This window comes from Enterobacter quasihormaechei, assembly GCF_004331385.1.
GTDB classification, from domain to species: Bacteria; Pseudomonadota; Gammaproteobacteria; order Enterobacterales; family Enterobacteriaceae; genus Enterobacter; species Enterobacter quasihormaechei.
On sequence record NZ_SJON01000001.1, the window covers coordinates 132,034 to 155,429 of the forward strand.

23 protein-coding genes and 1 other RNA gene are annotated in these 23,396 nt (G+C 57.8%); 17 read left to right on the forward strand and 7 right to left on the reverse strand.

All coding sequences use genetic code 11. The annotated features are described in order from the left end of the window. Positions 1-64 precede the first annotated feature (64 nt). The 4 genes from E0L16_RS00620 to E0L16_RS00635 all read left to right on the forward strand — a co-directional run bounded on the left by E0L16_RS00620 (position 65) and on the right by E0L16_RS00635 (position 1,658). Positions 65-445 (forward strand): helix-hairpin-helix domain-containing protein, encoded by a 381-nt coding sequence (locus E0L16_RS00620; protein ID WP_131636077.1) that lies wholly within the window; start codon positions 65-67, stop codon positions 443-445. Between the two features lie 97 nt (positions 446-542). After that, the gene (locus E0L16_RS00625) at positions 543-941 is read left to right on the forward strand and encodes a YbgC/FadM family acyl-CoA thioesterase (RefSeq protein ID WP_063451689.1); all 399 of its coding nucleotides are present in this window, start codon (positions 543-545) and stop codon (positions 939-941) included. Positions 942-988: 47 nt separating this feature from the next. Further along, on the forward strand, positions 989-1,342 hold the full coding sequence (locus tag E0L16_RS00630) for a type II toxin-antitoxin system RelE/ParE family toxin (protein WP_131636078.1): 354 nt from the start codon (positions 989-991) through the stop codon (positions 1,340-1,342). Then, positions 1,329-1,658, forward strand: a complete 330-nt coding sequence (locus E0L16_RS00635) for a helix-turn-helix domain-containing transcriptional regulator (protein WP_131636079.1) — start codon at positions 1,329-1,331, stop codon at positions 1,656-1,658. The genes E0L16_RS00630 and E0L16_RS00635 overlap by 14 nt, the downstream gene beginning before the upstream one ends. A 2-nt stretch (positions 1,659-1,660) precedes the next feature. Here the strand turns inward: E0L16_RS00635 and queC are convergent, their stop codons facing one another. After that, the gene (queC, locus tag E0L16_RS00640; RefSeq protein WP_045142053.1) at positions 1,661-2,356 is read right to left on the reverse strand and encodes a 7-cyano-7-deazaguanine synthase QueC; all 696 of its coding nucleotides are present in this window, start codon (positions 2,354-2,356) and stop codon (positions 1,661-1,663) included. Between the two features lie 66 nt (positions 2,357-2,422). Then, complete coding sequence (locus E0L16_RS00645) at positions 2,423-4,123, reverse strand: SgrR family transcriptional regulator (RefSeq protein WP_131636080.1); 1,701 nt, start codon at positions 4,121-4,123, stop codon at positions 2,423-2,425. Between the two features lie 101 nt (positions 4,124-4,224). Between E0L16_RS00645 and cof the strand changes: the two genes are divergently transcribed. Further along, the gene (cof, locus tag E0L16_RS00650) at positions 4,225-5,043 is read left to right on the forward strand and encodes an HMP-PP phosphatase (protein ID WP_063451685.1); all 819 of its coding nucleotides are present in this window, start codon (positions 4,225-4,227) and stop codon (positions 5,041-5,043) included. Positions 5,044-5,084: 41 nt separating this feature from the next. Here the strand turns inward: cof and E0L16_RS00655 are convergent, their stop codons facing one another. Further along, positions 5,085-6,131 carry a PLP-dependent cysteine synthase family protein gene (locus E0L16_RS00655; RefSeq protein WP_131636081.1) on the reverse strand — a complete coding sequence of 349 codons (1,047 nt, stop codon included), beginning with the start codon at positions 6,129-6,131 and terminating at the stop codon, positions 5,085-5,087. 115 nt (positions 6,132-6,246) lie between these two features. Between E0L16_RS00655 and E0L16_RS00660 the strand changes: the two genes are divergently transcribed. The 5 genes from E0L16_RS00660 (at position 6,247) to amtB (ending at position 12,136) form a co-directional block, all read left to right on the forward strand. Continuing rightward, positions 6,247-6,705, forward strand: a complete 459-nt coding sequence (locus E0L16_RS00660) for an Lrp/AsnC family transcriptional regulator (protein WP_022647254.1) — start codon at positions 6,247-6,249, stop codon at positions 6,703-6,705. 30 nt (positions 6,706-6,735) lie between these two features. Beyond that, complete coding sequence (locus tag E0L16_RS00665; protein WP_131636082.1) at positions 6,736-8,490, forward strand: SmdA family multidrug ABC transporter permease/ATP-binding protein; 1,755 nt, start codon at positions 6,736-6,738, stop codon at positions 8,488-8,490. Continuing rightward, a complete protein-coding gene (locus E0L16_RS00670) occupies positions 8,483-10,264 on the forward strand; it encodes a SmdB family multidrug efflux ABC transporter permease/ATP-binding protein (protein WP_131636083.1) in 1,782 nt (593 codons plus the stop codon). Before E0L16_RS00665 ends, E0L16_RS00670 begins: the two co-directional genes overlap by 8 nt. Positions 10,265-10,475: 211 nt before the next feature. After that, positions 10,476-10,814, forward strand: coding sequence for a P-II family nitrogen regulator (gene glnK / locus E0L16_RS00675; RefSeq protein ID WP_006809867.1), 339 nt, complete (start codon positions 10,476-10,478; stop codon positions 10,812-10,814). 35 nt (positions 10,815-10,849) lie between these two features. After that, positions 10,850-12,136: an ammonium transporter AmtB gene (amtB, locus tag E0L16_RS00680; RefSeq protein ID WP_063869042.1), complete on the forward strand. Its 1,287-nt coding sequence runs from the start codon at positions 10,850-10,852 to the stop codon at positions 12,134-12,136. Positions 12,137-12,230: 94 nt separating this feature from the next. On the opposite strand, the gene tesB is transcribed toward amtB, so the two are convergent. Continuing rightward, entirely contained in the window at positions 12,231-13,091 is an 861-nt protein-coding gene (gene tesB / locus E0L16_RS00685) for an acyl-CoA thioesterase II (RefSeq protein ID WP_063451680.1), read from the reverse strand. Between the two features lie 203 nt (positions 13,092-13,294). Here tesB and E0L16_RS00690 point away from each other — a divergent pair, with 203 nt between their 5' ends. Continuing rightward, complete coding sequence (locus E0L16_RS00690) at positions 13,295-13,822, forward strand: YbaY family lipoprotein (protein WP_131636084.1); 528 nt, start codon at positions 13,295-13,297, stop codon at positions 13,820-13,822. Positions 13,823-13,859: 37 nt separating this feature from the next. Here E0L16_RS00690 and E0L16_RS00695 read toward each other — a convergent pair whose 3' ends face one another. Beyond that, positions 13,860-14,171: an MGMT family protein gene (locus tag E0L16_RS00695; RefSeq protein ID WP_131636085.1), complete on the reverse strand. Its 312-nt coding sequence runs from the start codon at positions 14,169-14,171 to the stop codon at positions 13,860-13,862. A 170-nt stretch (positions 14,172-14,341) separates the two neighbouring features. On the opposite strand from E0L16_RS00695, the gene ffs reads away from it, so the two are divergent. From ffs to E0L16_RS00710, 3 genes are all read left to right on the forward strand, one after another. Next, positions 14,342-14,438, forward strand: an RNA gene (gene ffs / locus E0L16_RS00700) — signal recognition particle sRNA small type. Between the two features lie 247 nt (positions 14,439-14,685). Continuing rightward, a complete protein-coding gene (locus E0L16_RS00705) occupies positions 14,686-14,937 on the forward strand; it encodes a hypothetical protein (RefSeq protein WP_063451676.1) in 252 nt (83 codons plus the stop codon). Beyond that, positions 14,934-15,149: a hypothetical protein gene (locus tag E0L16_RS00710; RefSeq protein WP_015571263.1), complete on the forward strand. Its 216-nt coding sequence runs from the start codon at positions 14,934-14,936 to the stop codon at positions 15,147-15,149. Before E0L16_RS00705 ends, E0L16_RS00710 begins: the two co-directional genes overlap by 4 nt. Positions 15,150-15,219: 70 nt before the next feature. On the opposite strand, the gene yczR is transcribed toward E0L16_RS00710, so the two are convergent. Then, entirely contained in the window at positions 15,220-16,641 is a 1,422-nt protein-coding gene (yczR, locus tag E0L16_RS00715) for a MocR-like transcription factor YczR (RefSeq protein WP_131636086.1), read from the reverse strand. A gap of 84 nt (positions 16,642-16,725) precedes the next feature. Here yczR and yczE point away from each other — a divergent pair, with 84 nt between their 5' ends. From yczE to E0L16_RS00730, 3 genes are all read left to right on the forward strand, one after another. Beyond that, positions 16,726-17,337 (forward strand): membrane protein YczE, encoded by a 612-nt coding sequence (yczE, locus tag E0L16_RS00720; RefSeq protein ID WP_131636087.1) that lies wholly within the window; start codon positions 16,726-16,728, stop codon positions 17,335-17,337. Between the two features lie 77 nt (positions 17,338-17,414). Continuing rightward, the gene (locus E0L16_RS00725; RefSeq protein WP_131636088.1) at positions 17,415-18,485 is read left to right on the forward strand and encodes a LacI family DNA-binding transcriptional regulator; all 1,071 of its coding nucleotides are present in this window, start codon (positions 17,415-17,417) and stop codon (positions 18,483-18,485) included. Positions 18,486-18,588: 103 nt separating this feature from the next. Then, positions 18,589-21,678, forward strand: coding sequence for a beta-galactosidase (locus tag E0L16_RS00730; RefSeq protein WP_131636089.1), 3,090 nt, complete (start codon positions 18,589-18,591; stop codon positions 21,676-21,678). Between the two features lie 19 nt (positions 21,679-21,697). On the opposite strand, the gene E0L16_RS00735 is transcribed toward E0L16_RS00730, so the two are convergent. After that, positions 21,698-23,266, reverse strand: coding sequence for an EAL domain-containing protein (locus E0L16_RS00735; protein ID WP_131636090.1), 1,569 nt, complete (start codon positions 23,264-23,266; stop codon positions 21,698-21,700). Positions 23,267-23,396 lie beyond the last annotated feature (130 nt).

Here is a 23,396-nt window from a genome sequence, read left to right on the forward strand (position 1 = left end):
GTTTGTGCCTGTTTCTCCGTGAGGCTATCGTGGCGTGGCTGTCAACAAACAAGGAGAAAGCAGCATGAAATCTGGAATCAAAGCACTGTTAATTACCCTGGCGATTGCCACTTCCGGGATGAGTGCGGGAGCGCTGGCTGCAACCCCCGCCGCTAAAGCGCAGGCTGTACAAAACCAGGCGGATGCGACGTCGCAAGGTCATGTCAAAGCCAACGCGACGGCCAGCACCAAAGCGGCCGAGGACGAGGGTACGCGAGTCAGTATCAATACTGCCTCTGCGGAGGAGCTGGCCCGGGCGATGAATGGCGTAGGGCTCAAAAAAGCGCAGGCCATCGTCAGCTATCGCGAAGAGTATGGCCCCTTTAAAACCATTGACGATCTCAAGCAGGTCCCGGGGATGGGCAGCGCGCTGGTTGAGCGCAATCTCGCACACCTGACATTGTAATCGCGTAATCACTTGCACTGCGGCAAAAATTTGCCAGGATAAAGAGGTCATACCAGTTATGACCTCTGATCCTATAACAACGAAAGGCTATTGCGCTATGCAAACACAAATCAAAGTCCGTGGTTATCACCTCGATGTTTACCAGCACGTCAATAACGCCCGCTACCTGGAGTTTCTTGAAGAGGCGCGCTGGGACGGCCTGGAGAACAGCGAAAGTTTCCAGTGGCTGACTGCACACAACATCGCGTTTGTGGTCGCCAACATCAACATTAATTATCGTCGTCCGGCCGTGCTGGGGGATGTGCTTACCGTGACCAGTCAGGTACAACAGCTGAATGGCAAAAGCGGCGTGCTGAGCCAGGTCGTCACGCTGGAGCCTGAAGGACAGGTGGTGGCAGACGCGCTGATCACCTTTGTCTGCATCGATCTCAAAACCCAGAAAGCGTTGCCGCTTGAAGGAGAATTGCGCGAAAAGCTGGAGCTGATGATCGCGTAGACTTTTGTCTTTTATAAAAGACAAAAAGGATTTTCAGGGATAAAATAATGAACAGGGACTACGTTGTTGAACGCTACCGGACCCGTGATGGAAAAGTGCCGTTTGAGGAGTGGGTGGCAAAAACGAGGCGTAAGGATCCGGAGACCGTTTTACGGATCCTTATGCGCGTTAACCGTGCAATAAAACGTAATTTTGGCGATTACAAATACCTAAGAGAAGGTGTTTGGGAGATGCGAATTGACTGTGGTCCCGGTTACAGGATCTATTTTGCCGTAGAGCATCAGAATGTCTTATTGTTACTCATCGGTGGCGACAAGAAGCGTCAAAGAGCAGATGTTAAGCAGGCGGTAGAATATCTGAAAGATCATCTTTCTCAAGGAAAAACAGATGGGCACGCCTAAACGAAAATATTCAAGTTCTGTCAGTCATCACGATGCCGTTGTAAAAATGCTTCGCGAGAACCCTTCCTATGCTCAACTGTATCTTCAGATTGCACTGGAAGAGATTTATGAAGATCAGGGGATCCCTGCCTATCTCATTGCGCTTCGTCAGGTCATTGAGGCCCGTGGCGGCATCGGAGAAATTTCTGCTAAATCGGGTTTGTCACGTCAGCAGCTATACCGAACCTTGTCTGATAACGGCAACCCAACGCTGTCTACTCTGATGAAAATTACCCGTGCTGCCGGCGTAAAACTGTTCGACAGCACGGTCAGATAGCCCTATTTCAGCCCGGTCTTTTTCTGCATTGCGGCCATCACGCCCGCTTTATCCGCAAGATAATGATTCAGCCCGTTTGCGCGCAGGTTACAGGCGGCACACTGGCCGCAGCCGTCTCCTTTAATGCCGTTGTAGCAGGTCAGGGTCTCGTTGCGAACCACATCCAGCTTGCCCCAGTAGTCGGCCAGCGCCCAGGTCTCGGCTTTATCCAGCCACATCAGCGGCGTTTCGAAGCGGGTCTCTTTTGCCATTCCCAGATCCACGGCGTGATTGAGTGCTTTTACGAACTCATCCCGGCAGTCCGGGTAACCGGAGAAGTCGGTCTCACACACGCCGGTAATTACCGCTTCGGCTTTTACCTGGTAGGCATAGATTGCCGTCAGGGTCAGGAACAGAATGTTGCGGCCCGGCACGAAGGTATTCGGAATGCCGCTGGCATCCGGCTCGTAATCAGGGACCGGAATACTGTCACGGGTGAGGCTGCTGACGGCCAGTTCATTTAACAGCGTCACGTCCAGCACTTTATGCGCGCGGGCGCCCAGTTTCAGGGCCAGTTCACGAGCGACATCAATTTCAGCGCGATGACGCTGTCCATAATCAAAAGTGACGCAGTGAACTTCATCATACTGGTGAAGCGCCTGAATGAGGCAGGTTGTGGAATCTTGTCCTCCGCTGAACACGACGACGGCACGTTTCATAGATCATCTCGACAGTTACGGTAAAAGCGTCATGTTAACGCCTGGCTACAGCGGCGACCAGCTTCTTCACGCGTTTGGGGGAGGGAGCCAGGCTTCGGTGAAGTCAAACCAGCCGCGGGTGTTAAGGCGTATCCCGTTGACGCCCGGAGGCGCGCTGATTTGATACTGATAGTTAAAGAGCGGCGTCAGGACGGCAGTTTCCATTAACCGGCTGAATATGGCCTGAAGCCCTGCGTGTCGATCACGATCGTCGGCCTGCATCTGCACCGCATCCAGCGTGGCCTGTAAATGGGCGTATGCCGGTGCGCTCAGCAGATGCGGCCAGAGTGCATCGCAGCGGAGCCACTGCTCAAGCGTGTACGCCGGCGCTTCGCCAATCAGTCTGTCTCCCATCATCATGTCTGCCTCGGCAAGCGGCTGGCACCCGTCCCACGTCTTGGCGTCGTGAAAGATGACGGTCAGTTCGCAACCCTGCCGCGCAAGGTATGCTTTTAACTGGCTGGCCATGGTATGAAGCTCAACCGGCAGGTGGTAAACCAGCGTCAATGCCTCTGGCAGCGCAACGTCGGTTAAATCAGGCCATTGGGGGATCGCCCAGCCGGGAAGCAGTTCCTCGGTAGGCGTGATAAGCCCTTCGTTCAGCGGAAGCGTGTGCAGAAGCGTTGAGAGATGAATGATATTAATCAGCCGCTTTGCCTGAAGCTCGCTCAGGCGCGCGCTCTGCTTCAGCGTGAGGTAACAGAAGCCCAGGCTGGTGCTGTTACTCACCAGCCGCAGACTGGCCAGCTCGTCGGCCTGACCAATGGCGATTTGCACCGGGTGGCGGCAGCTGGTACCCAGGCTGTAGTCAAAAAGCTGCGGTGTGATCCAGTACTCTATAGCCTTAAGCAACGGATGGCTGAGGTGATATTGCTCGTGGCTTTCCAGACGCACCAGCTCGGGCTCAAAAACGCTCAGACGGAAGGGGCCGCTGCCAACCCCGGGGAGACGGGGATGCGCCAGACGGCTACAGTAGGTCGCCAGCCTGTGCGCCAGCCAGTAGTCAGGCTGATGCAAAATAAATGTCAGGCACTGTGGATGCGTGGTTTCGATGCGAAGGACGCTCCGGAAAAGTGTGCCCATGCCGGGTTGCGATAACAGCGCCGTCAGGCTTTGCTGGAGTTGCGACGTCTCTATTTTATCGCCGTTATGCCAGTGCAGGGTGGAGCGAATATAGAAATGCCAGCGCAGGCCGTCAGCAGAAACGTCCCAGTGATGCGCCAGATCGCCCGTAGGTTCGCTGCTGTTACCGTTGAAACGCGTCAAGCCAGAGAACGCCTGTCCCGCAAGATGCTGCTCCGCCCGGCCAGGTAAAAACCCCGGCTGAAGCGGCTCCAGCGAGCGATAGTAGGGGATACGCAGCGTTGGCGTATCGTTCTGCCACTGCCCGCCCAGAAACGGATGCAACAACGATCGCAAATCTTCAGGCGCGAGCTGGGCCAGCTCCAGGGCGTTATGCTGCTGCCCGCTTTTCAGCGCCTCTTCCATCATCGTATTACGCAACGAATCCGGGGTGACGTGAAAAAGTAACTCCCCTCGCTTTCCTCGTCCGGACCGGGCGTGCCAGCTTAGCCAGCCCGCCTCCTGCGCCTGGCGCAGCAGGGTGCGAATGTGGCGCTCGCTGCAAAAGCAGCGGCTGGCAAGTTCACTGATGGTCACCTGCTGCGGCGCGCCGGCGGAGGGTTGCCACAGACGTTGATACTGGTTAAGACGGTTAAGCTGGCGCATGGAAAACCCGGAACAATAATTATCATCTATTCACTATTACTTCCGTATATCTCACGTAATACTGATGCACAAGTTAACCGCATCACATTTCGGGAGTAATCATGGCTCGGCTCGCTGCATTTGATATGGACGGCACGCTGTTAATGCCGGATCACCGTTTAGGGGAGAAAACCCTCAACGCCCTTAAGCGCCTGCACGAGCGTGAAGTCACCCTGACGTTTGCCACCGGTCGTCATGTCCTTGAAATGCGCCATCTGCTGGGAACATTTTCCCTCGATGCGTTCCTGATCACCGGCAACGGGACGCGCATTCACTCCGTCGACGGCGAGGTGCTGCACCGTCAGGATCTGAACCCGGAAGTGGCCGATATTGTCCTGCACAGCGCCTGGGATACCCAGGCCAGCGTGCACGTTTTTAACGATGAAGGCTGGTTTACCGGGCGTGAGATCCCGGACTTACTGCACGCGCACGTCTACAGCGGCTTTAAGTATCAGCTTATCGATTTGCGCCGTATTCCGGCACACAAGGTGACCAAGATCTGCTTCTGTGGCGATCACGACGACCTCTGCCGCCTGCGCATTCAGCTTAACGAGGCGCTGGGCGACCGGGCACATTTGACCTTCTCAGCGGTGGACTGTCTTGAAGTGTTGCCGGTGGGCTGTAACAAAGGTTCTGCGCTGGCGGTGCTGAGCGACCATCTGGGGCTGACGATGCAGGACTGCATGGCCTTTGGCGATGCCATGAACGACCACGAGATGCTGGGCAGCGTTGGCCGTGGGCTGATCATGGGGAACGCGATGCCGCAACTTATCGCCGCGCTCCCTCATTTACCGGTTATCGGACACTGTCGTAACGAAGCGGTGTCCCATTTTTTGACACATTGGCTGGACAAAAATAACCTCCCATATTCCCCCGAATAGCGAGATCCTTCCAGCAAGCCAGGCTTAAGTCTGGCTTTTTTTTATTTCACCAGCTGAGAAATCTGCGCTTTCCACGGTTCAACATCGCCAATATTGGCCTGTACCCATTGCGCGTTGTAATAGGTCTCCAGGTAGCGCTCTCCGCTGTCGCACAGCAGCGTGACGACAGAGCCGGTACGGCCTTCTTCACGCATCCTCACCGCCAGCTGTAGCGCGCCCCACATATTGGTGCCGGTTGAGGCCCCGACCTTACGGCCAAGCTGTGTCTCCAGCCAGTGCGCCGTCGCGACGCTGGCAGCGTCCGGCACGCGAAGCATCTCATCCACAACGTCCGGAATGAACGACGGTTCCACGCGCGGGCGGCCAATCCCTTCGATTTTGCTACCCACGGGGCTACGCAGGCCGGCATCGCGGGATTGCCAGTAATCAAGGAACACCGAGTTCTGCGGATCGACCACCATCAACTGGGTATCGTAGCCCTGACAGCGAATGTAGCGTCCGATAGTGGCGGAGGTTCCGCCCGTACCGGCGCTCATCACAATGTACGACGGAACCGGATGCGGTTCGTGGGTCATTTGGCGGAAAATACTGTCTGCAATATTGTTATTGCCGCGCCAGTCTGTGGCGCGCTCGGCGAAGGTGAACTGGTCCATATAATGGCCATTCAGCTCGCGGGCCAGCATTTCGGAGGCCGCGTAGATTTCGCAGGCGCTTTCCACAAAGTGGCAGCGTCCGCCGTAAAATTCGATTTGTTCGACTTTGCGTTTCGCCGTGCAGGAAGGCATCACGGCGATAAACGGCAGGCCCAGCAGGCGGGCAAAGTAGGCCTCGGAGACGGCAGTAGAGCCGGATGAGGATTCAATAATCGTGGTGCCTTCTTTAATCCAGCCGTTACATAAACCGTATAAAAAGAGTGAACGCGCCAGGCGATGCTTCAGGCTGCCTGTAGGATGGGTACTTTCATCCTTCAGATAGAGCTGAATACCGGGAAATCCTGGCAGAGGCAGGCGGATTAAGTGGGTGTCTGCCGAGCGCTGATAGTCGGCATTTATTTCGCTGATGGCATGTTTAACCCAGGTGCTATTCATCGTAGTTATCCGTTTGTCATTTTGTGCCCAGCATAGCGAAAAGCACAGAAAAAATTGTTGCTATCTGGCCTTTAAAATAGAATGTATGGAGAATAATTTTCTCTGCGAGGTGGGTATGCTAGATAAAATTGACCGTAAGCTGCTTTCTTTGCTGCAAAGCGACTGCACCCTCTCTTTGCAGGCGCTGGCCGATGCCGTTAATCTGACCACCACGCCGTGCTGGAAGCGCCTCAAGAAGCTGGAAGATGATGGCATTCTGCTGGGACGCGTGGCGCTGCTGGATCCCGAAAAACTGGGGCTTGGACTGACCGCCTTCGTCCTGATAAAAACGCAGCATCACAGCAGTGAATGGTACAGCCGCTTCGTCACGCAGGTTTCCGATATGCCCGAGGTGCTCGGCTTCTGGCGCATGGCGGGGGAATACGACTATCTGATGCGCGTTCAGGTGGCGGACATGAAGCGCTACGATGATTTTTACAAGCGTCTGGTCAACAGCGTACCGGGCTTGTCCGATGTCACCTCCAGTTTTGCCATGGAACAGATTAAATACACCACAGCATTACCCATTGAATAACATCATAAAATACCTTCAGGAAAATACCGCGTGCGATTATTTGCCCAATTAAGCTGGTACTTTCGTCGGGAGTGGCAACGCTACCTCGGCGCGGTGGCCCTGCTTATCATCATTGCCATCCTGCAACTGCTCCCGCCCAAAGTGGTGGGATACGTCGTGGATGGCGTTACCGAACAACATTACACCGCCGCACGGGTGATGATGTGGGTCGGCACGCTGGTGCTGACGGCCGTGGTGGTTTACCTGCTGCGCTATGTCTGGCGCGTGCTGCTGTTCGGCGCGTCCTACCAGCTTGCCGTGGAGCTGCGCGAAGATTTTTACCGCCAGCTGAGCCGCCAGCACCCTGAGTTTTATCTGCGTCACCGTACCGGGGATCTCATCGCCCGCGCCACTAACGACGTGGATCGCGTGGTGTTTGCCGCCGGCGAAGGGGTATTAACGCTGGTGGATTCCCTGGTGATGGGCTGTGCGGTACTGATTGTGATGTCTACGCAAATTAGCTGGGAGCTCACTTTGCTGGCGCTGCTGCCGATGCCGCTGATGGCGCTGGCGATTAACCGCTACGGCGAGCAGCTCCATGAACGCTTCAAGCTGGCGCAGGCGGCGTTCTCGTCGCTGAACGATCGCACCCAGGAAAGCATGACCAGCATCCGCATGATCAAAGCGTTTGGTCTGGAAGACAGGCAGTCCGCGCTGTTTGCCGCAGACGCCGCCGACACCGGCGCGAAAAACATGCGCGTGGCGCGGATTGACGCCCGTTTCGATCCGACAATTTATATTGCGATTGGCATGGCGAACCTGCTGGCGGTTGGCGGCGGCAGCTGGATGGTGGTGCAAGGCACGATGACCCTCGGTCAGCTAACCAGCTTTGCGATGTACCTCGGGCTGATGATCTGGCCGATGCTGGCGCTGGCCTGGATGTTTAATATCGTTGAGCGCGGGAGCGCCGCCTACAGCCGTATCCGCGCCATGCTGGCGGAAGTGCCGGTGGTGAACGATGGCAGCGAGCCGGTACCGGAAGGTCCGGGTATCCTGAAGGCTGACGTTCGCGCCTTTATCTACCCGCAAACGGAACACCCGGTGCTTGAAAACGTCAGCTTCACGCTGCGGCCTGGTCAGATGCTGGGCATCTGCGGCCCGACGGGGTCCGGAAAAAGTACCCTCCTGTCACTCATTCAGCGCCATTTTGACGTGAGCGAAGGCGATATCCGTTTCCACGACGTCCCCCTGCCGCGTCTGCTGCTGGATGACTGGCGCAGCCGACTGGCGGTCGTCAGCCAGACGCCGTTTTTGTTTTCAGACACCATTGCCAACAATATCGCGCTCGGGTGCCCGACGGCGACGCAGGACGAGATCGAGCACGTAGCGCGCCTGGCCAGCGTCCACGAGGATATTTTGCGCCTGCCGCAGGGCTACGACACGGAAGTGGGGGAGCGGGGCGTGATGCTCTCCGGTGGACAAAAGCAGCGTATCTCCATCGCCCGCGCGCTGCTGCTGAACGCTGAGATCCTGATTCTGGATGATGCGCTGTCGGCGGTTGACGGGCGTACCGAGCATCAAATTCTGCATAACCTTCGCCAGTGGGGGGAGGGGCGCACGGTCATCATCAGCGCGCACCGTCTGTCGGCGCTTACCGAAGCCAGTGAAATTATGGTGCTTCAGCACGGACATATTGCCCAGCGTGGTCAGCATGAGCAGCTCGCCGGGCAGACCGGCTGGTATCGGGATATGTACCGCTATCAACAGCTTGAAGCCGCGCTGGATGAGGAGGTGGCCGATGCGTAAGTTTGGACAGATGTGGCCGACGTTAAAACGGCTGCTCGCCTATGGCTCACCGTGGCGCAAACCGCTTTCCATCGCCGTGCTGTTGCTGTGGATCGCCGCGATTGCAGAGGTGACCGGCCCGCTGCTAATCAGCTATTTCATCGATAACATGGTGGCGAAGCGCTATCTGCCGCTGGGGCTGGTGGCGGGGCTGGGCGTGGCGTATGTCGGGCTACAGCTGACGGCGGCGGGGCTACACTATGCGCAGTCGCTGCTGTTTAACCGGGCCGCCGTGGGCGTGGTTCAGCAGCTACGCACGGATGTGATGGATGCCGCGCTGCGCCAGCCGCTGAGCGAGTTTGATACCCAGCCGGTCGGACAGGTCATTTCGCGCGTCACTAACGACACCGAAGTGATCCGCGACCTGTACGTCACCGTTGTCGCAACGGTTCTGCGCAGTGCCGCGTTAATTGGCGCGATGCTGGTGGCGATGTTCAGCCTGGACTGGCGGATGGCGCTGGTGGCAATCACCATTTTCCCGGCGGTGCTGATCGTGATGGTGATTTACCAGCGCTACAGCACGCCGATCGTGCGCCGCGTGCGCGCTTACCTTGCGGATATCAATGATGGCTTCAACGAAGTGATCAACGGCATGAGCGTTATTCAGCAGTTTCGCCAGCAGGCGCGTTTTGGCGAGCGAATGGGGGAAGCCAGCCGCTCGCACTATATGGCGCGGATGCAGACGTTACGCCTGGACGGTTTCCTTTTACGTCCGCTGCTGAGCCTCTTCTCGGCGCTGGTGCTGTGCGGGCTGTTGATGCTGTTTGGCCTGACGACGCGCGGAACCATTGAGGTGGGGGTGCTGTACGCGTTTATCAGCTACCTCGGACGCCTCAACGAGCCGCTGATTGAACTCACCACGCAGCAGTCGATGCTGCAACAGGCGGTGGTCGCGGGCGAGCGTGTGTTCGAGCTGATGGACAGGCCGCGTCAGACCTATGGCGATGACGACCGCCCGCTGGAAAGTGGATCTATCGCGTTCGATCATGTTTCGTTTGCCTACCGCGACGACCAGCTTGTCTTGCAGGATATCAACCTGGATGTGCCGTCGCGCGGTTTTGTCGCCCTGGTTGGGCATACCGGCAGCGGCAAAAGCACGCTCGCCAGTTTGCTGATGGGCTACTATCCGTTGACGCAGGGGGAGATCCGTCTGGACGGACGGCCTCTTGCCGCGCTTAGCCACAACGCGTTGCGCAAGGGCGTTGCGATGGTGCAGCAGGATCCGGTGGTGCTGGCCGATACCTTTTATGCCAACGTGACGCTGGGGCGACCGTTCACGCCTGAGCAGGTCTGGGAGGTGCTGGAGACGGTACAGCTGGCGGATCTGGCGCGCGGGTTAAGCGAGGGGATCTATACCCGGCTGGGTGAGCAGGGCAACAACCTCTCCGTCGGGCAAAAGCAACTGCTGGCGCTGGCGCGCGTGCTGATTGAGACGCCGCAGGTGCTGATTCTGGATGAAGCGACCGCCAGCATCGACTCCGGTACCGAGCAGGCGATCCAGCAGGCGCTGGCTGCCGTGCGGGATCGCACCACGCTTGTGGTGATCGCCCACCGCCTTTCAACCATCGTCGATGCCGATACCATTCTGGTGCTGCACCGTGGTCAGGCCGTTGAACGGGGAACGCACAGGGAGCTGCTTGAGGCAAAAGGGCGCTACTGGCAGATGTATCAGTTGCAGCTGGCAGGCGACGAGCTGGCCGCCAGCGTACGCGAGGATGAGTCACTCAGCGCCTGATGCACCATTCCAAGGCAATGTGCTAACAGACATACCTGTTGGTGCAAAACGGAAACGCACCCTGCACCGTCATGGTGCGTTTTTTTTCACCCGTTCTCTGAGCATGCGCGCCGCGCCGCTTTCCTTCTCACATTTCACTTCTGGCACACCCTTTGCAATGTCCCTTTCGTGTTAGCTGCGGCCATTACCGAATTCTGACTGGAGGGGATTTATGAAGCTGGTTACGGTGGTAATTAAACCATTCAAACTCGAAGACGTGCGCGAAGCGCTGTCTTCCATGGGTATTCAGGGGCTGACCGTCACCGAAGTGAAAGGCTTTGGGCGTCAGAAAGGTCATGCCGAGCTTTATCGCGGGGCGGAATACAGCGTTAACTTCCTGCCAAAAGTTAAGATTGACGTGGCGATTGCCGACGATCAGCTTGATGAGGTGATTGATGTGGTCAGCAAAGCGGCCTACACCGGCAAAATTGGCGACGGCAAAATTTTCGTTGCTGAACTACAGCGCGTCATTCGCATCCGTACCGGCGAATCTGACGAAGCGGCGTTGTAAGTAACTCCTGGCACACAGTGATAGGGATCGAGAAAATGAAGAGAACAACAATGAAAACAGCTCTGGGGTCGCTGGCACTGCTGCCGGGCCTGGCAATGGCTGCACCTGCCGTGGCAGACAAAGCCGATAACGCGTTTATGATGATTTGCACCGCGCTGGTGCTGTTCATGACGATCCCGGGCATCGCGCTGTTTTACGGCGGCCTGATCCGCGGCAAGAACGTGCTCTCCATGCTGACGCAGGTTGCCGTGACGTTCGCGCTGGTGTGCGTGCTGTGGGTGGTTTACGGTTACTCGCTGGCCTTCGGCGAGGGTAACGCCTTCTTCGGCAACGTTAACTGGGCGATGCTGAAAAATATCGAGCTGACCGCGGTAATGGGCAGCTTCTATCAGTATATTCACGTCGCGTTCCAGGGCTCGTTCGCCTGCATCACCGTGGGGCTGATTGTGGGCGCGCTGGCCGAGCGTATCCGCTTCTCTGCGGTACTGATTTTTGTGGTGGTCTGGCTGACGCTCTCTTATATCCCGATTGCGCATATGGTCTGGGGCGGCGGTCTGCTGGCTTCCCATGGCGCGCTGGACTTTGCGGGCGGTACCGTTGTGCACATCAACGCCGCGGTAGCAGGCCTGGTCGGCGCATACCTGATTGGCAAACGCGTGGGCTTCGGGAAAGAAGCGTTCAAACCGCACAACCTGCCGATGGTCTTTACCGGCACAGCCATCCTCTACTTTGGCTGGTTCGGCTTCAACGCCGGTTCAGCCAGTGCCGCTAACGAAATCGCCGCGCTGGCCTTCGTGAATACCGTAGTGGCAACCGCCGGCGCTATCCTCTCTTGGGTATTTGGCGAGTGGGCCGTTCGCGGCAAGCCTTCGCTGCTGGGTGCCTGTTCAGGGGCGATTGCCGGCCTGGTGGGCATCACGCCTGCGTGCGGTTACGTTGGAGTGGGCGGCGCGCTGCTGATCGGCATCGTCGCCGGTCTGGCGGGGCTGTGGGGCGTTACCGCGCTGAAACGTATTCTGCGCGTTGACGATCCGTGCGACGTGTTCGGCGTGCACGGCGTGTGCGGCATCATCGGCTGCGTGATGACGGGTATCTTCGCGGCGCAGTCTCTCGGCGGCGTGGGCTACGCGGAAGGCGTGACCATGATGCACCAGGTGCTGGTCCAGCTGGAAAGCATTGCCATTACCGTTGTCTGGTCGGGCGTGGTGGCCTTTATCGGCTACAAGCTGGCCGATATGACCGTCGGGCTGCGCGTGCCGGAAGAGCAGGAGCGCGAAGGTCTGGACGTCAACAGCCACGGCGAGAATGCTTATAACGCATGATCTGCGTGCTTTGCCGGGTGGCGGCTTCGTCTACCCGGCCTGCAAAAACAGGATCCTCAGGCCCGGTAAGCGTAGCGTTACCGGGCTTTTTACATCATCCTCTGTTACGCATGACCCCTTCCTGGACCGTCGAGGCCACCAGCACGCCATCCTGGGTATAAAACTCCCCGCGTACAAAGCCGCGCGCGCTGGACGCAGAGGTACTCTCCACGCTGTAAAGCAGCCATTGGTTCATATCGAACGGACGGTGGAACCACATAGAGTGGTCAATTGTGGCAACCTGCATCCCTTTTTCCAGGAATCCCACGCCGTGCGGCTGTAGCGCAACCGGCAGGAAGTTGAAATCCGACGCATACCCGAGCAGATACTGGTGCACGCGCAAATCTGCCGGAACGCTGCCGTTGGCGCGGATCCACACCTGACGGGTGGGCTCGGAAGCGTGACCCTTCATGGGGTTATGAAATTCCACCGGGCGGATCTCCAGTGGCTTATCGCACAGAAACTTCTCTTTTACCTGCGGCGGCAGCAGATGCGCGAGCGCGCGCGCGATGTCGGTTTCCGATTTCAGATCGTCCGGCGACGGGGCAGGGGGCATCGTTTTTTGATGCTCATACCCCGGCTCTGGCGCCTGGAACGAGGCGGTCATGTAAAAGATGGGTTTTCCATGTTGGATGGCCGCCACGCGGCGGGCGCTGAAGCTTTGGCCGTCACGCAGAACTTCCACGTCGTACACAATCGGTTTAGCGCTGTCGCCAGGGCGTAAAAAGTAGCTGTGGAACGAATGCACCAGACGGTCTGCCGGGACGGTCTCCTTTGCGGCATACAGCGCTTGCCCCACGACCTGGCCGCCAAAAACCTGGCGTAAGCCTAAATCTTCGCTCTGTCCGCGAAACAGCCCTTCTTCTATTTTTTCCAGGTTCAGCAATGTCAGCAGATTGTTCAGTGCCTGACTCATAGTGGTCCTCAATAAACGCCGTGGCGAAAGATACGCAGAGTATAACGCAGAAACGAGAGTGGTCCGATGGGTGGAATTATCTTAATACCAGGCCAAAATTAGGCATTAATCCGTGATTTGTGCCACACTTGTTTACGTTATGTGAATAAAACGACATCGGATGGGATCGATCCCGCCGGTGCATTGATGATAAGGAGACTTCAATGAAACTCGTGCCTATGTTAAGCGGTGTTGCAATGGCGGTAGCGCTGTCCGCCTGTGCGGATAAGAGTGCCGATGTCCCGGTGCCAACGGCAACACCAAACGGGATTAACACCCTTTCACAGCAAGCCATTCGACAGCCTAACGTATCCGGTACTATCTGGATCAAGCAGAAAGTTGCTCTGCCGCCGGACGCGGTACTCACGGTTACGCTGTCCGATGCCTCTCTGGCGGATGCACCGTCGAAAGTGCTGGCCCAGCGCGCGGTTCGTACAGAAGGTAAACAGGCGCCGTTCAGCTTCGTGCTGCCGTATAACCCGTCTGACGTGCAGCCTAACGCGCGTATCCTCCTGAGCGCGGCGGTAACGATCAACGATAAGCTGGTCTTTATCACCGATACCGTGCAGGAAGCGGTTAATAAAGGCGGTACCAAAATCGACCTGACCCTGGTTCCTGTCCAGCAAACGGCAGTGCCCGTTGCGCCACAGTCCAACCAGCCGGCTCTGCCAACAGCACCGACTCAGCTGTAATTTTCTTTCGCCCTCTTCAGGCCTCCTGAAGAGGGCGTCAGTACTCCCACCGATACTTCTGCATATCAATCTGTCCTGACCCGGACACCTGAACCCCTTCTGAGAGTAATGCCTGACGCTGGCGCTGCAAGTCTGGCCCGGTGAGAGAGATCGCGCCATGGCGGTTGACGACCCGATGCCACGGTAACGAGCTCCCCTCCGGTAGTCTTCTTAGCACACCGCCAACCTGACGCGCCGCGCGTGGAGAACCTGCGAGTCGGGCAACTTCACCATAGGTAGTGACATAACCTTCCGGAATTGAGGCTACTATTTGCCACACTCGCTGTGGGAAAGTGTCATGTTCGTCCATTGTTTCTCCTGCGGAAAATCAGCGAAGGGGTAGGGTAAACGAAGATAAAGCAGATTGCCTGGGCAGTTTGCGCAATAATCCAGCATCCGGTTGCCAGCGGCTTGCAATTGTAGTGCTCCACAGGGATAATGCGCCAGCGCGTTGGTTATCAACGCTCTCAATGGGGGCTCTGTTGGTTCTCCCGCAACGCTACTCTGTTCACCAGGTCAGGTCCGGAAGGAAGCAGCCAGGGCAGACGACGTGGGTGCCGGGATGTAGCTGGCAGGGCCCCCACCCATTTGTGCTCCTCACCAATCCTCCCGCTTATTAAACCCTGAAAATAGTACGCCTTTATGCTGTGTCGTAATATGTTTTTCATTTAACTGAAATAATATTGTCATAAACCTGTAATAATAGACTGTCATTTTATTATCGGGCGTCTTTTTGTTGTCATAAGCAAAAAAATATATATCTGGATAACATACATATCTTCGTGTATTAAATTAAACACGTGTTCCGAAAGGATGTGACAATCATGGTTACTGCGGTTTTAAACGTTAAAATTGATGAAGCGCTAAAAGAAAGACTTCGCCACTATGCGGAAGATAATAATGAGAATTTAAGCGTGACCACAGAGAAACTGCTGCTGCTGGCATTTGAAGCGGTAGAAGAGGCGGGAGTATCGGAAGAGGATATTGATAATCAGCATACGGAAGAAGAGAGCGTAACTCCATTTACTCCTAAAGAAATCAAAGCACTACGTAAACTTCTGAAGAAGAGAAAATGAAACAACAACTATCGACGGCCAGCGACTACAACGAGGCCTGTAATCTGTTACGTTCCGGCTACGTGAAACATGTTCGTCTTGGCTGGAATGTAGGAAGTGACGAGTTCTTTCGAATTGCATCTGACTGGTGTGACACCGGTGCAAAAATAAAGAAAGAAGGGGATAATTTCATTATTTCACTGAAAGGCTTCCCGATTCCTCCTCAACATTAAGTTGTTCTTCATGAAAACTGCTGACTGCATGCGTTACAGTCAGCAGTTTTTATTGTTTCTGGTGAAAAATTTATACCAGGCTCCGTTTTACTGGCGGTGTACTTCTGTTTAAGGCAAGCCACAACGGTTTAATCCGCAATAATGCCTCTTCAAGTTCTGGTGGATTGAGGGAGAAAGGCATGCGCAGGTAGCGGTCGAACGCGCCTGAAAGCCCAAAGCGCGTGCCGGTGCCCATAATGATGCCCGTCGTCTCGGCGCGTGCCGCCAGCTGCGTCGCCAGCATGCCGGGTAACTCTATCCAGTATGAAAGCCCTCCCTCCGCTTCCTGGAACCGCCATTCAGGAAAATGTTCCCGCAGCATCTGGCCACAGCGGTCGCGCCGTTCTGCCAGCATTTTCCGGCGAGCGGGCAGAAAAGTTTCACTGTTTTCGATAAGCCACAGCGTGGCCAGCTGTTCCAGCACCGGTGAGCCCAAATCCAGCGTGTCGCGCGTCTGCGCGAGCGTGGCGATAGTGCGGGACGAGGCGCGGATCCAGCCGAGACGCAGCCCACCCCAGAAGCTTTTTCCAGCGGAACCCAGCGTTATGACGGCGGCCTCCGGGTTAAAGGCGGCCAGCGGCGGCGGCGGGGGAGCATCGAACCAGAGATCGACCATGGTTTCATCCACGACCAGCGTGGTGCGGGTTTGCGCGGCAATATGGGTTATGGTCTGGCGCGTTGCGGCATCCATACAGCGCCCCGTCGGATTATGAAAATCCGGCATCAGATAGGCCAGACGCGGGGCGGTCTGGGCAAGCGTTGCGGCAAAACCGTCGGTATCCCAGCCCGTTTCAGGCAGCGAGACGCCCACGGGCCGGCAGAGCGCTCCCTGAATGGCGGCGATCGCCAGCGGGTAGGTAGGATGATCCACCACCACGCGATCCCCGGGACCGGTCATCATTCTTAAGATCAGGGCGAAGCCGCTGACGGCGCCGTTCACCACCATCACTTCGTCTGCCCGGGTCGGCAAACCCCGTGCGGTGTAGCGGGCGGCAATGGCTTCACGCAGCGCCGGGAGCCCGAGCTGATCGTACCCGGTTAGCGCCAGGTTCGGCGTGAGGGCCTTCAGTGCGTGGGCGTAGGCCTGGTGGATCTCGGGCCCCGCGTTGAGCGCGGCGGTAGAGAGATCAAGCGCCCCGCTGGCAGTGGAAAGGGTGGGCACCGCGCGGCTGTCGGGCAGGATCGCGCGCGAACCGCTGCCCTGACGGCTCTCCAGATACCCCTCTTCCCGCAGATGTGCCAGCGCGCTGCTGATGGTGGTGCGGCTGACATCCAGTGCGGCGGCCAGCTCCCGCTCTCCGGGCAGGCGAGTGTTTAGCGCCAACCTGCCATCCAGAATCAACAGGCGTAGCGCGTCAGCCAGCTGGCGCCACAGCGGGGTGCGGGAAGAGGCTTGCTGCCAGTGCCCTAACAGGCGAACCAGAGACTGGCTACCAAAACGACGTGATGACATGAGCAGTCCACTATTTGAAAACTGGACATTAATCATAGTGCCATTTTCACCGAAGATGGAACCGGGTTCTTCGGAGAAGAGAAAATGGTACGTCGTCTGGTACAACTTTATGTCGGTTTAGGCCTGTACGGGCTTTCAACCGCGATGTTTATTCGTTCGGATCTGGGGGTAGACCCCTGGAATGTCTTTCACCTTGGCGTCGCCATCCAGACCGGGATGAGCATCGGCACGGTGATTATTTTAACCGGAGCAGCGGTGCTGCTGCTGTGGATCCCGCTGCGCCAGCTTCCGGGGCTGGGTACGGTCAGTAACGTGATTTGTATCGGCCTGGCGGCTGATGCGTCAATGGCGCTGATCCCGGAACTCACTTCGCTGCCCGTGCGCATTATCCTGCTGGTTTCAGGCATTGTGGTTAACGCCCTTGCCACCGGGATGTATATCGGGGCGGGTTTTGGTGCTGGCCCGCGTGACGGCCTGATGACCGGTATACATGCCCGGCTGGGCTGGTCGATTCGCAGCGTGCGTACCGCGATCGAGGTGAGCATGTTAATCATCGGCTACCTCCTCGGGGGAGCGTTTGGCGTTGGAACCGTGCTGTATGCGTTAACCATCGGCCCGCTGATCCAGCTCTGTTTGCCGTGGTTTCGCCACCGGCCGCGCGTTCAGAAAGCACCGCAGCCGGAGCGGATTGTCTAATTTTGCGAAGCGCTCACAGGCTATAATGGCGTAACTGTGTCAGAATAGTGGCTACACTTTTTGCGACGCCAGAATGTATGAAAGCGATCACTCTCTATGACGTTGCCCGCGAGGCAGGCGTTTCTTATCAGACCGTTTCCCGGGTGATTAACGACGCGGAACACGTTTCTGCCCGCACGCGGGAAAAGGTCCGCCAGGCCATGGCGGCGCTACACTATGTGCCTAACCGTGGCGCGCAGCAGCTGGCCGGGAAACGCACCCGCACGCTCGGGTTGATAACGACCGATCTGGCGCTGCATGCGCCGTCGCAAATCGTCTCAGCCGTAAAATCCCGGGCAGTGGAGCAGGGGGCAAGCGTGCTCATCTCTATGGTGGAACAGCCCGCGCAGTGTCAGGCTGCTTTGCAGGAGTTACTGGCGCAGCGCGTGGAGGCGCTGCTGGTGAACGTTCCGCTGGAAGATGCACAGGCAGAAATGCTTCAGGAAATGGCTTCGCCGATCCCGGTTCTTTTTCTCGATGTTTCCTCCTCAGCCAGGGTGAACAGCCTCGTGTTCAATGCCGAACAGGGCGCTGGCCTGGGGGCGGAGCATCTGCTTTCGCTGGGGCACCGGCGAATTGCGCTGCTCGCCGGTCCGGAAAGTTCCGTCTCTGCCCGGGCGCGTCTGGCGGGATGGAAAACCGCGCTCGCTCAGTCCGGCGTGGAGGCGTTTGCAGTGGCGCAGGGCGACTGGAGCGCGGCCTCCGGCTACGAGAAAGGGCATCAGCTTTTATCGGGCCCGGCGCTGCCCGACGCGATCCTCGTCGCGAACGATCAGATGGCGCTCGGCGTTATACGCGCCTGTGCGGAAAAAGGGATTGCGGTACCGGGTCAGATCTCGGTGGTCGGATTTGATGATACGGCCGACAGCGCATGGTTTACACCTCCGCTGACCACCATTCGGCAGGCGTTCCGCGAGGCCGGTGAGCGCAGCGTGGAGTGGCTCCTGGCGCCCACTCCTCACGACGAACGCTGGCAAAAACAGCTTCCCGTTACGCTGATCGTACGTCACTCCACCGCGCCGCACGCGACGCAGCAGGCCGATCGTGAAGATCTGGCGCAGCAGCTACGAACGCTGGCACTGCTGGCGGAGAAACTGGCGCGCAGCTAGCGCTTTTGTGATCGGGCTCGCCTGGTGACGATCAAAGTCTTTACCGCCACCGTTTACCAGGGCATGTTGGCTAAAATTGTGAGCGCTTCGCAAAGAGGTTGATATGTCTTCTGCATTACCGCTGACCCTCAGCGCACTTCTGGCTCGTCGTGACTGGGAAAACCCCGGCGTGACGCAATGGAACCGTCTGGCCGCACACGCGCCTTTTCATAGCTGGCGCGATGAAATTCTCGCCCGGGAGGATAAGCCTTCGCTGAGCAAGCGATCGCTTAACGGCGTCTGGCAATTCAGCTTTTTCGCCGCGCCAGAGCAGGTTCCCGAGGCCTGGGTAACGGACGATCTTGCTGACGCCGTTGAGATGCCCGTGCCGTCGAACTGGCAGATGGAGGGATTTGATACCCCCATTTATACCAACGTCACCTATCCGATAAATGTGAACCCACCGTATGTTCCGGCTGAAAATCCTACAGGCTGTTACTCGCTCACATTTGAGGTGGATGACGCCTGGCCGCGCAACGGACAGACCCGCATTATTTTCGACGGGGTCAATTCCGCTTTTCATCTGTGGTGTAACGGCCAGTGGATGGGCTATTCGCAGGACAGTCGTCTGCCCGCGGAGTTTGACCTTAGCGCGGTGCTGCAACCGGGGCAGAACCGCCTGGCGGTGATGGTGTTACGCTGGTGCGACGGAAGCTACCTGGAAGATCAGGATATGTGGCGGATGAGCGGCATTTTCCGTGACGTTTCGCTGCTGCATAAGCCGGAAACGCGGATTGCCGATTATCAGTTCGTGACCGATCTGAATGCCGAATGCGATCGGGCGATACTCCGGGTTGACGTGGCGCTGGAAGGTTCACGCTACGCCGAATGTGAGGTGGCGTTTACTCTGTGGCGTAACGGCGAAGCCTGCGCGCAAACCACGCAGCAGCCAGGATCGGCCATTGTCGATGAACGGGGCAACTGGGCGGAGCGGCTCACGGTTGCGATACCCGTGAACGATCCCGCGTTGTGGAGCGCCGAAACACCAGAACTCTATCGTCTGACAATGTCGCTTCGTGATGCGCAGGGCAGTGTGCTGGAAACCGAAGCCTGCGATGTCGGCTTCAGGCGCGTCGAAATCAGTAATGGTCTGCTGAAGCTCAACGGCAAGCCGCTGCTGATCCGCGGCGTGAACCGTCACGAACATCATCCTGAGAAAGGGCAGGTGATGGATGAGGCGACCATGCGTCGCGACATTGAACTGATGAAGCAGCATAACTTCAACGCCGTGCGCTGCTCGCATTATCCGAACCATCCTCTGTGGTACACGCTTTGCGATCGCTATGGCCTGTACGTGGTTGATGAGGCGAATATCGAGACCCATGGCATGGTGCCGATGAGCCGCCTGGCGGACGATCCGCGCTGGCTGCCCGCCATGAGCGAGCGCGTAACGCGTATGGTGCAGCGGGACCGGAATCATCCGTCAGTCATCATCTGGTCTTTAGGAAACGAATCTGGTCATGGAGCGAACCACGATGCGCTGTACCGCTGGCTGAAAACCACCGATCCCACGCGTCCAGTGCAGTACGAAGGCGGCGGCGCCTGTACGGCGGCAACCGATATTATTTGCCCGATGTATGCCCGCGTCGATCAGGATCAGCCGTTCCCGGCGGTGCCAAAGTGGTCGATTAAAAAGTGGATCGGCATGCCGGACGAAACCCGCCCGCTGATCCTGTGCGAGTATGCCCACGCGATGGGCAACAGCTTTGGCGGCTTCGCCAGCTACTGGCAGGCATTCCGCAGCCATCCCCGGTTGCAGGGGGGCTTTGTCTGGGACTGGGTCGATCAGGCATTAACCAAAAAAGAGGAAAATGGCGCGGCATTCTGGGCCTACGGTGGCGATTTTGGCGATAAGCCCAACGATCGTCAGTTCTGCCTCAACGGGCTGGTGTTCCCCGATCGCACCCCGCATCCCGCCCTTTTCGAGGCGCAGCGTGCCCAGCAGTTCTTTACCTTTACGCTGGTGAGCACCTCTCCGCTGGTCGTCGAGGTAAAGAGCGATTATCTGTTCCGTCATACCGACAACGAACGTCTGCAATGGTCGGTGGAACGTGACGGTGCGGTAGTGGCTTGTGGCGGCATGACGCTTTCTGTCGCGCCCCAGGAGGCGCAACGCATCGAGATCCCGCTGCCTGAACTTGCCGCTGAGCCGGGTGAGGTCTGGCTCAATGTGGAAGTTGTTCAGCCGCAGGAGACGCCGTGGTCGCCGTCCGGCCACCGTTGTGCCTGGGATCAATGGCCGCTCCCGGCCCCGCTGTACGTTGCGCCCGCGAATGTGGAAGGTACGGCCCCGCAGCTAACCGCGTGCGGCGAGGCGCTGGAGATTGTCCATCAGCAGCAGCGCTGGCAGTTTAGCCGCCTTACCGGAAACCTGACCCAGTGGTGGAACGCGGGGGCTGAAACGCTCCGTTCTCCGCTAACGGATAACTTTACCCGCGCGCCGCTGGACAATGATATCGGCGTCAGCGAGGCGACCCGCATCGATCCGAACGCATGGGTGGAGCGCTGGAAGGCGGCGGGGATGTATGAGATGTCGCCGCGCCTTCTCCAGTGTGAAGCGGAGCAGCACGCCCGTGAGGTGGTGGTGACCACGCAGCACGTCTGGGAATCCCGGGGGAAAGCGCTGTTTGTCAGCCGTAAGATCTGGCGGATTGACGATCGCGGCGCGCTGCACGGTGACGTGCAGGTGACGGTAGCGTCTGATATTCCCGAGCCTGCTCGCGTGGGCCTGAGCGTTATGCTGGTGGATGTCCCGGAAACCGTGCGCTGGCTGGGGCTGGGGCCGCTGGAAAATTATCCGGACAGAAAGCTGGCGGCGCAGCAGGGGCGCTGGACGCTTCCGCTGGAAGCCATGCACACGCCGTATATCTTCCCGACGGAGAACGGCCTGCGCTGCGACACCCGCGAGCTGGCGTTTGGCGCGCATCGGTTGCAGGGGCGGTTCCATTTCTCCGTGAGCCGCTACAGCCAGCAGCAGCTGCATGAGACAACGCATCAGCATCTGCTACGGGAAGAGCCGGGTTGCTGGTTGAACCTGGACGCCTTCCACATGGGCGTAGGGGGAGATGATTCCTGGAGCCCGAGCGTGGCGCCGGACTTCCTTCTGCAAAACCGGCAGCTGCGCTACACCTTCTGCTGGCAGCAGAACGGCTGAATAAAAGCACCGGCTCCGCTCAGGCGGAGCCGCTGTTGAGATTACGCTCGGCCCAGAGAATGAATTCCGCCTCAGGCAGCGCCTTGCTGTAGTACCAGCCCTGTCCGTACTGCACGCCGTGGCGATGCAGCCAGGCAATCTGTCCTTCCGTTTCGATGCCTTCTGCCACCATCGCCAGCTCGAGCGATTTTGCCATTTCGATAATGTGCGGGGTGACGTTTTTATACTCCAGCGCGTGCACGAAAGATTTATCGATCTTCAGGGTATCGACATCCAGATCCTGGAGATAGCTCAGGCTGGAGTAGCCTGTACCAAAGTCGTCAATGTAGACGGCGTGTCCGGCACGGCGAAACGCCGCGATGGCCGGGGCGCTGACGGCGGGATCGGCGAAGCCGCGCTCGGTTAACTCCAGCGCAATCTGCCGCGGGTGGACTTTCCATTTGTTCAGCAGCTGGCTCAGCAGGCGCGGCAGCTCCACGGACGTTAAATCGGCTGGGGCCAGGTTAACAGAAATGTGCAGCTCCGGATGATGATGCAGCCAGTCGCCCAGCTCGTCGAAGATCTTATCGATTGCCAGCAGCGTTAACTGGGAAATCAGCCCCGTTTGCTCAGCCAGAGGGACAAATATGTCTGGCGACAGGTTGCTGCCATCCGGCTGCGGCCAGCGCATCAGCGCTTCGGCTCCTACCAGTTTGCCGCTGCACAGCGCCACGATGGGCTGATAGTGAACCTGGATCTCCCGGTTGTTGATCGCGTCCATCAGGCGGTTACGCGGAGACTGTAGCCGGCGGAGGATCCGCAGAACAATCAGGGCCGCCGCCAGGCTAATCAGCACGCCAGCCGGCAGCCAGATGAGCAGCTGCTGATGCCAGGCTTCCGCCAGCGGCTTCAGCGAGGCCCAGGCAATGACGGTAAACCCCAGCTCGGGCACGGGCTTCAGAATGTACATCGAGCCGTTGTACTGAACGCTCGTCATCTCCTGCCGATCCTTAACAATCGAGAGGATATGCGGATCGAGGACATGACTTCTGGCAAATATGCTCTGTGTCGTGTTGCCCACCAGGGCGGCATCCATCGAGATTTCGCCGAACGGAACGACATCTACAAGCGATGCCGGATCGACCATCACCAGATAATGCCCTTTCCCGATCACCACCATATAGCGGTGAATGCCGAGGTCGTTTTGCGAGGTGAGCCACGTGCTGTAACCGTCCTCGGTGATGCGCACCGGAGGCGGCAGAGCCTCCGTATTACTCGACTGTTCCAGGGAAGAGCAGAGCGGCTTCAGGTTATCGACATACATCACTTCCTGAACATAGCGCCAGGAGAACGCGACCCGGCGCATTTCACGTAAATGCAAGGGAGTGCAGGGCGGGGCGTTGAACGACTGTAGGTGCGTGAGCGCCTGTTTAGCCTGCACGACAACTCTGTCGGTACGGATCAGGACGCGCGAGGCATAGCCGTCCAGCGCCTCCACAAACTTTTCCTCTGCCTGACGATGCGCCAGCCAGATACTGAGGCAAACGGGGACCAGCACAGAAATGATCAGTACGCCCGTGACCAGGCTCACCAGATGTCGGGTTCGCATGCCGTTTTTCCTTCCCATTTGCCCATGAAGGGCAGTGAGTTTGCGCGCCAGAGGAGAAAGATTTTAGTGCTAAATGATATAGTTATAGCATGCGAAAGTCGCAGGCAGTTATCTGAATCCACCTTTGGAT

What these genes read in the sequence shown, in the direction of transcription:
- E0L16_RS00705 (WP_063451676.1), top strand. Translation starts at nt 14,686, where the DNA reads ATGGTTACTGCGGTTTTAAACGTTAAAATTGATGAAGCGCTAAAAGAA.
- E0L16_RS00690 (WP_131636084.1), top strand. Translation starts at nt 13,295, where the DNA reads ATGAAACTCGTGCCTATGTTAAGCGGTGTTGCAATGGCGGTAGCGCTG.
- E0L16_RS00645 (WP_131636080.1), bottom strand. Translation starts at nt 4,123, where the DNA reads ATGCGCCAGCTTAACCGTCTTAACCAGTATCAACGTCTGTGGCAACCC.
- tesB (WP_063451680.1), bottom strand. Translation starts at nt 13,091, where the DNA reads ATGAGTCAGGCACTGAACAATCTGCTGACATTGCTGAACCTGGAAAAA.
- yczE (WP_131636087.1), top strand. Translation starts at nt 16,726, where the DNA reads ATGGTACGTCGTCTGGTACAACTTTATGTCGGTTTAGGCCTGTACGGG.
- E0L16_RS00630 (WP_131636078.1), top strand. Translation starts at nt 989, where the DNA reads ATGAACAGGGACTACGTTGTTGAACGCTACCGGACCCGTGATGGAAAA.
- glnK (WP_006809867.1), top strand. Translation starts at nt 10,476, where the DNA reads ATGAAGCTGGTTACGGTGGTAATTAAACCATTCAAACTCGAAGACGTG.
- yczR (WP_131636086.1), bottom strand. Translation starts at nt 16,641, where the DNA reads ATGTCATCACGTCGTTTTGGTAGCCAGTCTCTGGTTCGCCTGTTAGGG.
- E0L16_RS00695 (WP_131636085.1), bottom strand. Translation starts at nt 14,171, where the DNA reads ATGGACGAACATGACACTTTCCCACAGCGAGTGTGGCAAATAGTAGCC.
- E0L16_RS00625 (WP_063451689.1), top strand. Translation starts at nt 543, where the DNA reads ATGCAAACACAAATCAAAGTCCGTGGTTATCACCTCGATGTTTACCAG.
- E0L16_RS00635 (WP_131636079.1), top strand. Translation starts at nt 1,329, where the DNA reads ATGGGCACGCCTAAACGAAAATATTCAAGTTCTGTCAGTCATCACGAT.
- E0L16_RS00710 (WP_015571263.1), top strand. Translation starts at nt 14,934, where the DNA reads ATGAAACAACAACTATCGACGGCCAGCGACTACAACGAGGCCTGTAAT.
- cof (WP_063451685.1), top strand. Translation starts at nt 4,225, where the DNA reads ATGGCTCGGCTCGCTGCATTTGATATGGACGGCACGCTGTTAATGCCG.
- E0L16_RS00730 (WP_131636089.1), top strand. Translation starts at nt 18,589, where the DNA reads ATGTCTTCTGCATTACCGCTGACCCTCAGCGCACTTCTGGCTCGTCGT.
- E0L16_RS00655 (WP_131636081.1), bottom strand. Translation starts at nt 6,131, where the DNA reads ATGAATAGCACCTGGGTTAAACATGCCATCAGCGAAATAAATGCCGAC.
- E0L16_RS00735 (WP_131636090.1), bottom strand. Translation starts at nt 23,266, where the DNA reads ATGCGAACCCGACATCTGGTGAGCCTGGTCACGGGCGTACTGATCATT.
- amtB (WP_063869042.1), top strand. Translation starts at nt 10,850, where the DNA reads ATGAAGAGAACAACAATGAAAACAGCTCTGGGGTCGCTGGCACTGCTG.
- E0L16_RS00670 (WP_131636083.1), top strand. Translation starts at nt 8,483, where the DNA reads ATGCGTAAGTTTGGACAGATGTGGCCGACGTTAAAACGGCTGCTCGCC.
- E0L16_RS00660 (WP_022647254.1), top strand. Translation starts at nt 6,247, where the DNA reads ATGCTAGATAAAATTGACCGTAAGCTGCTTTCTTTGCTGCAAAGCGAC.
- queC (WP_045142053.1), bottom strand. Translation starts at nt 2,356, where the DNA reads ATGAAACGTGCCGTCGTCGTGTTCAGCGGAGGACAAGATTCCACAACC.
- E0L16_RS00725 (WP_131636088.1), top strand. Translation starts at nt 17,415, where the DNA reads ATGAAAGCGATCACTCTCTATGACGTTGCCCGCGAGGCAGGCGTTTCT.
- E0L16_RS00620 (WP_131636077.1), top strand. Translation starts at nt 65, where the DNA reads ATGAAATCTGGAATCAAAGCACTGTTAATTACCCTGGCGATTGCCACT.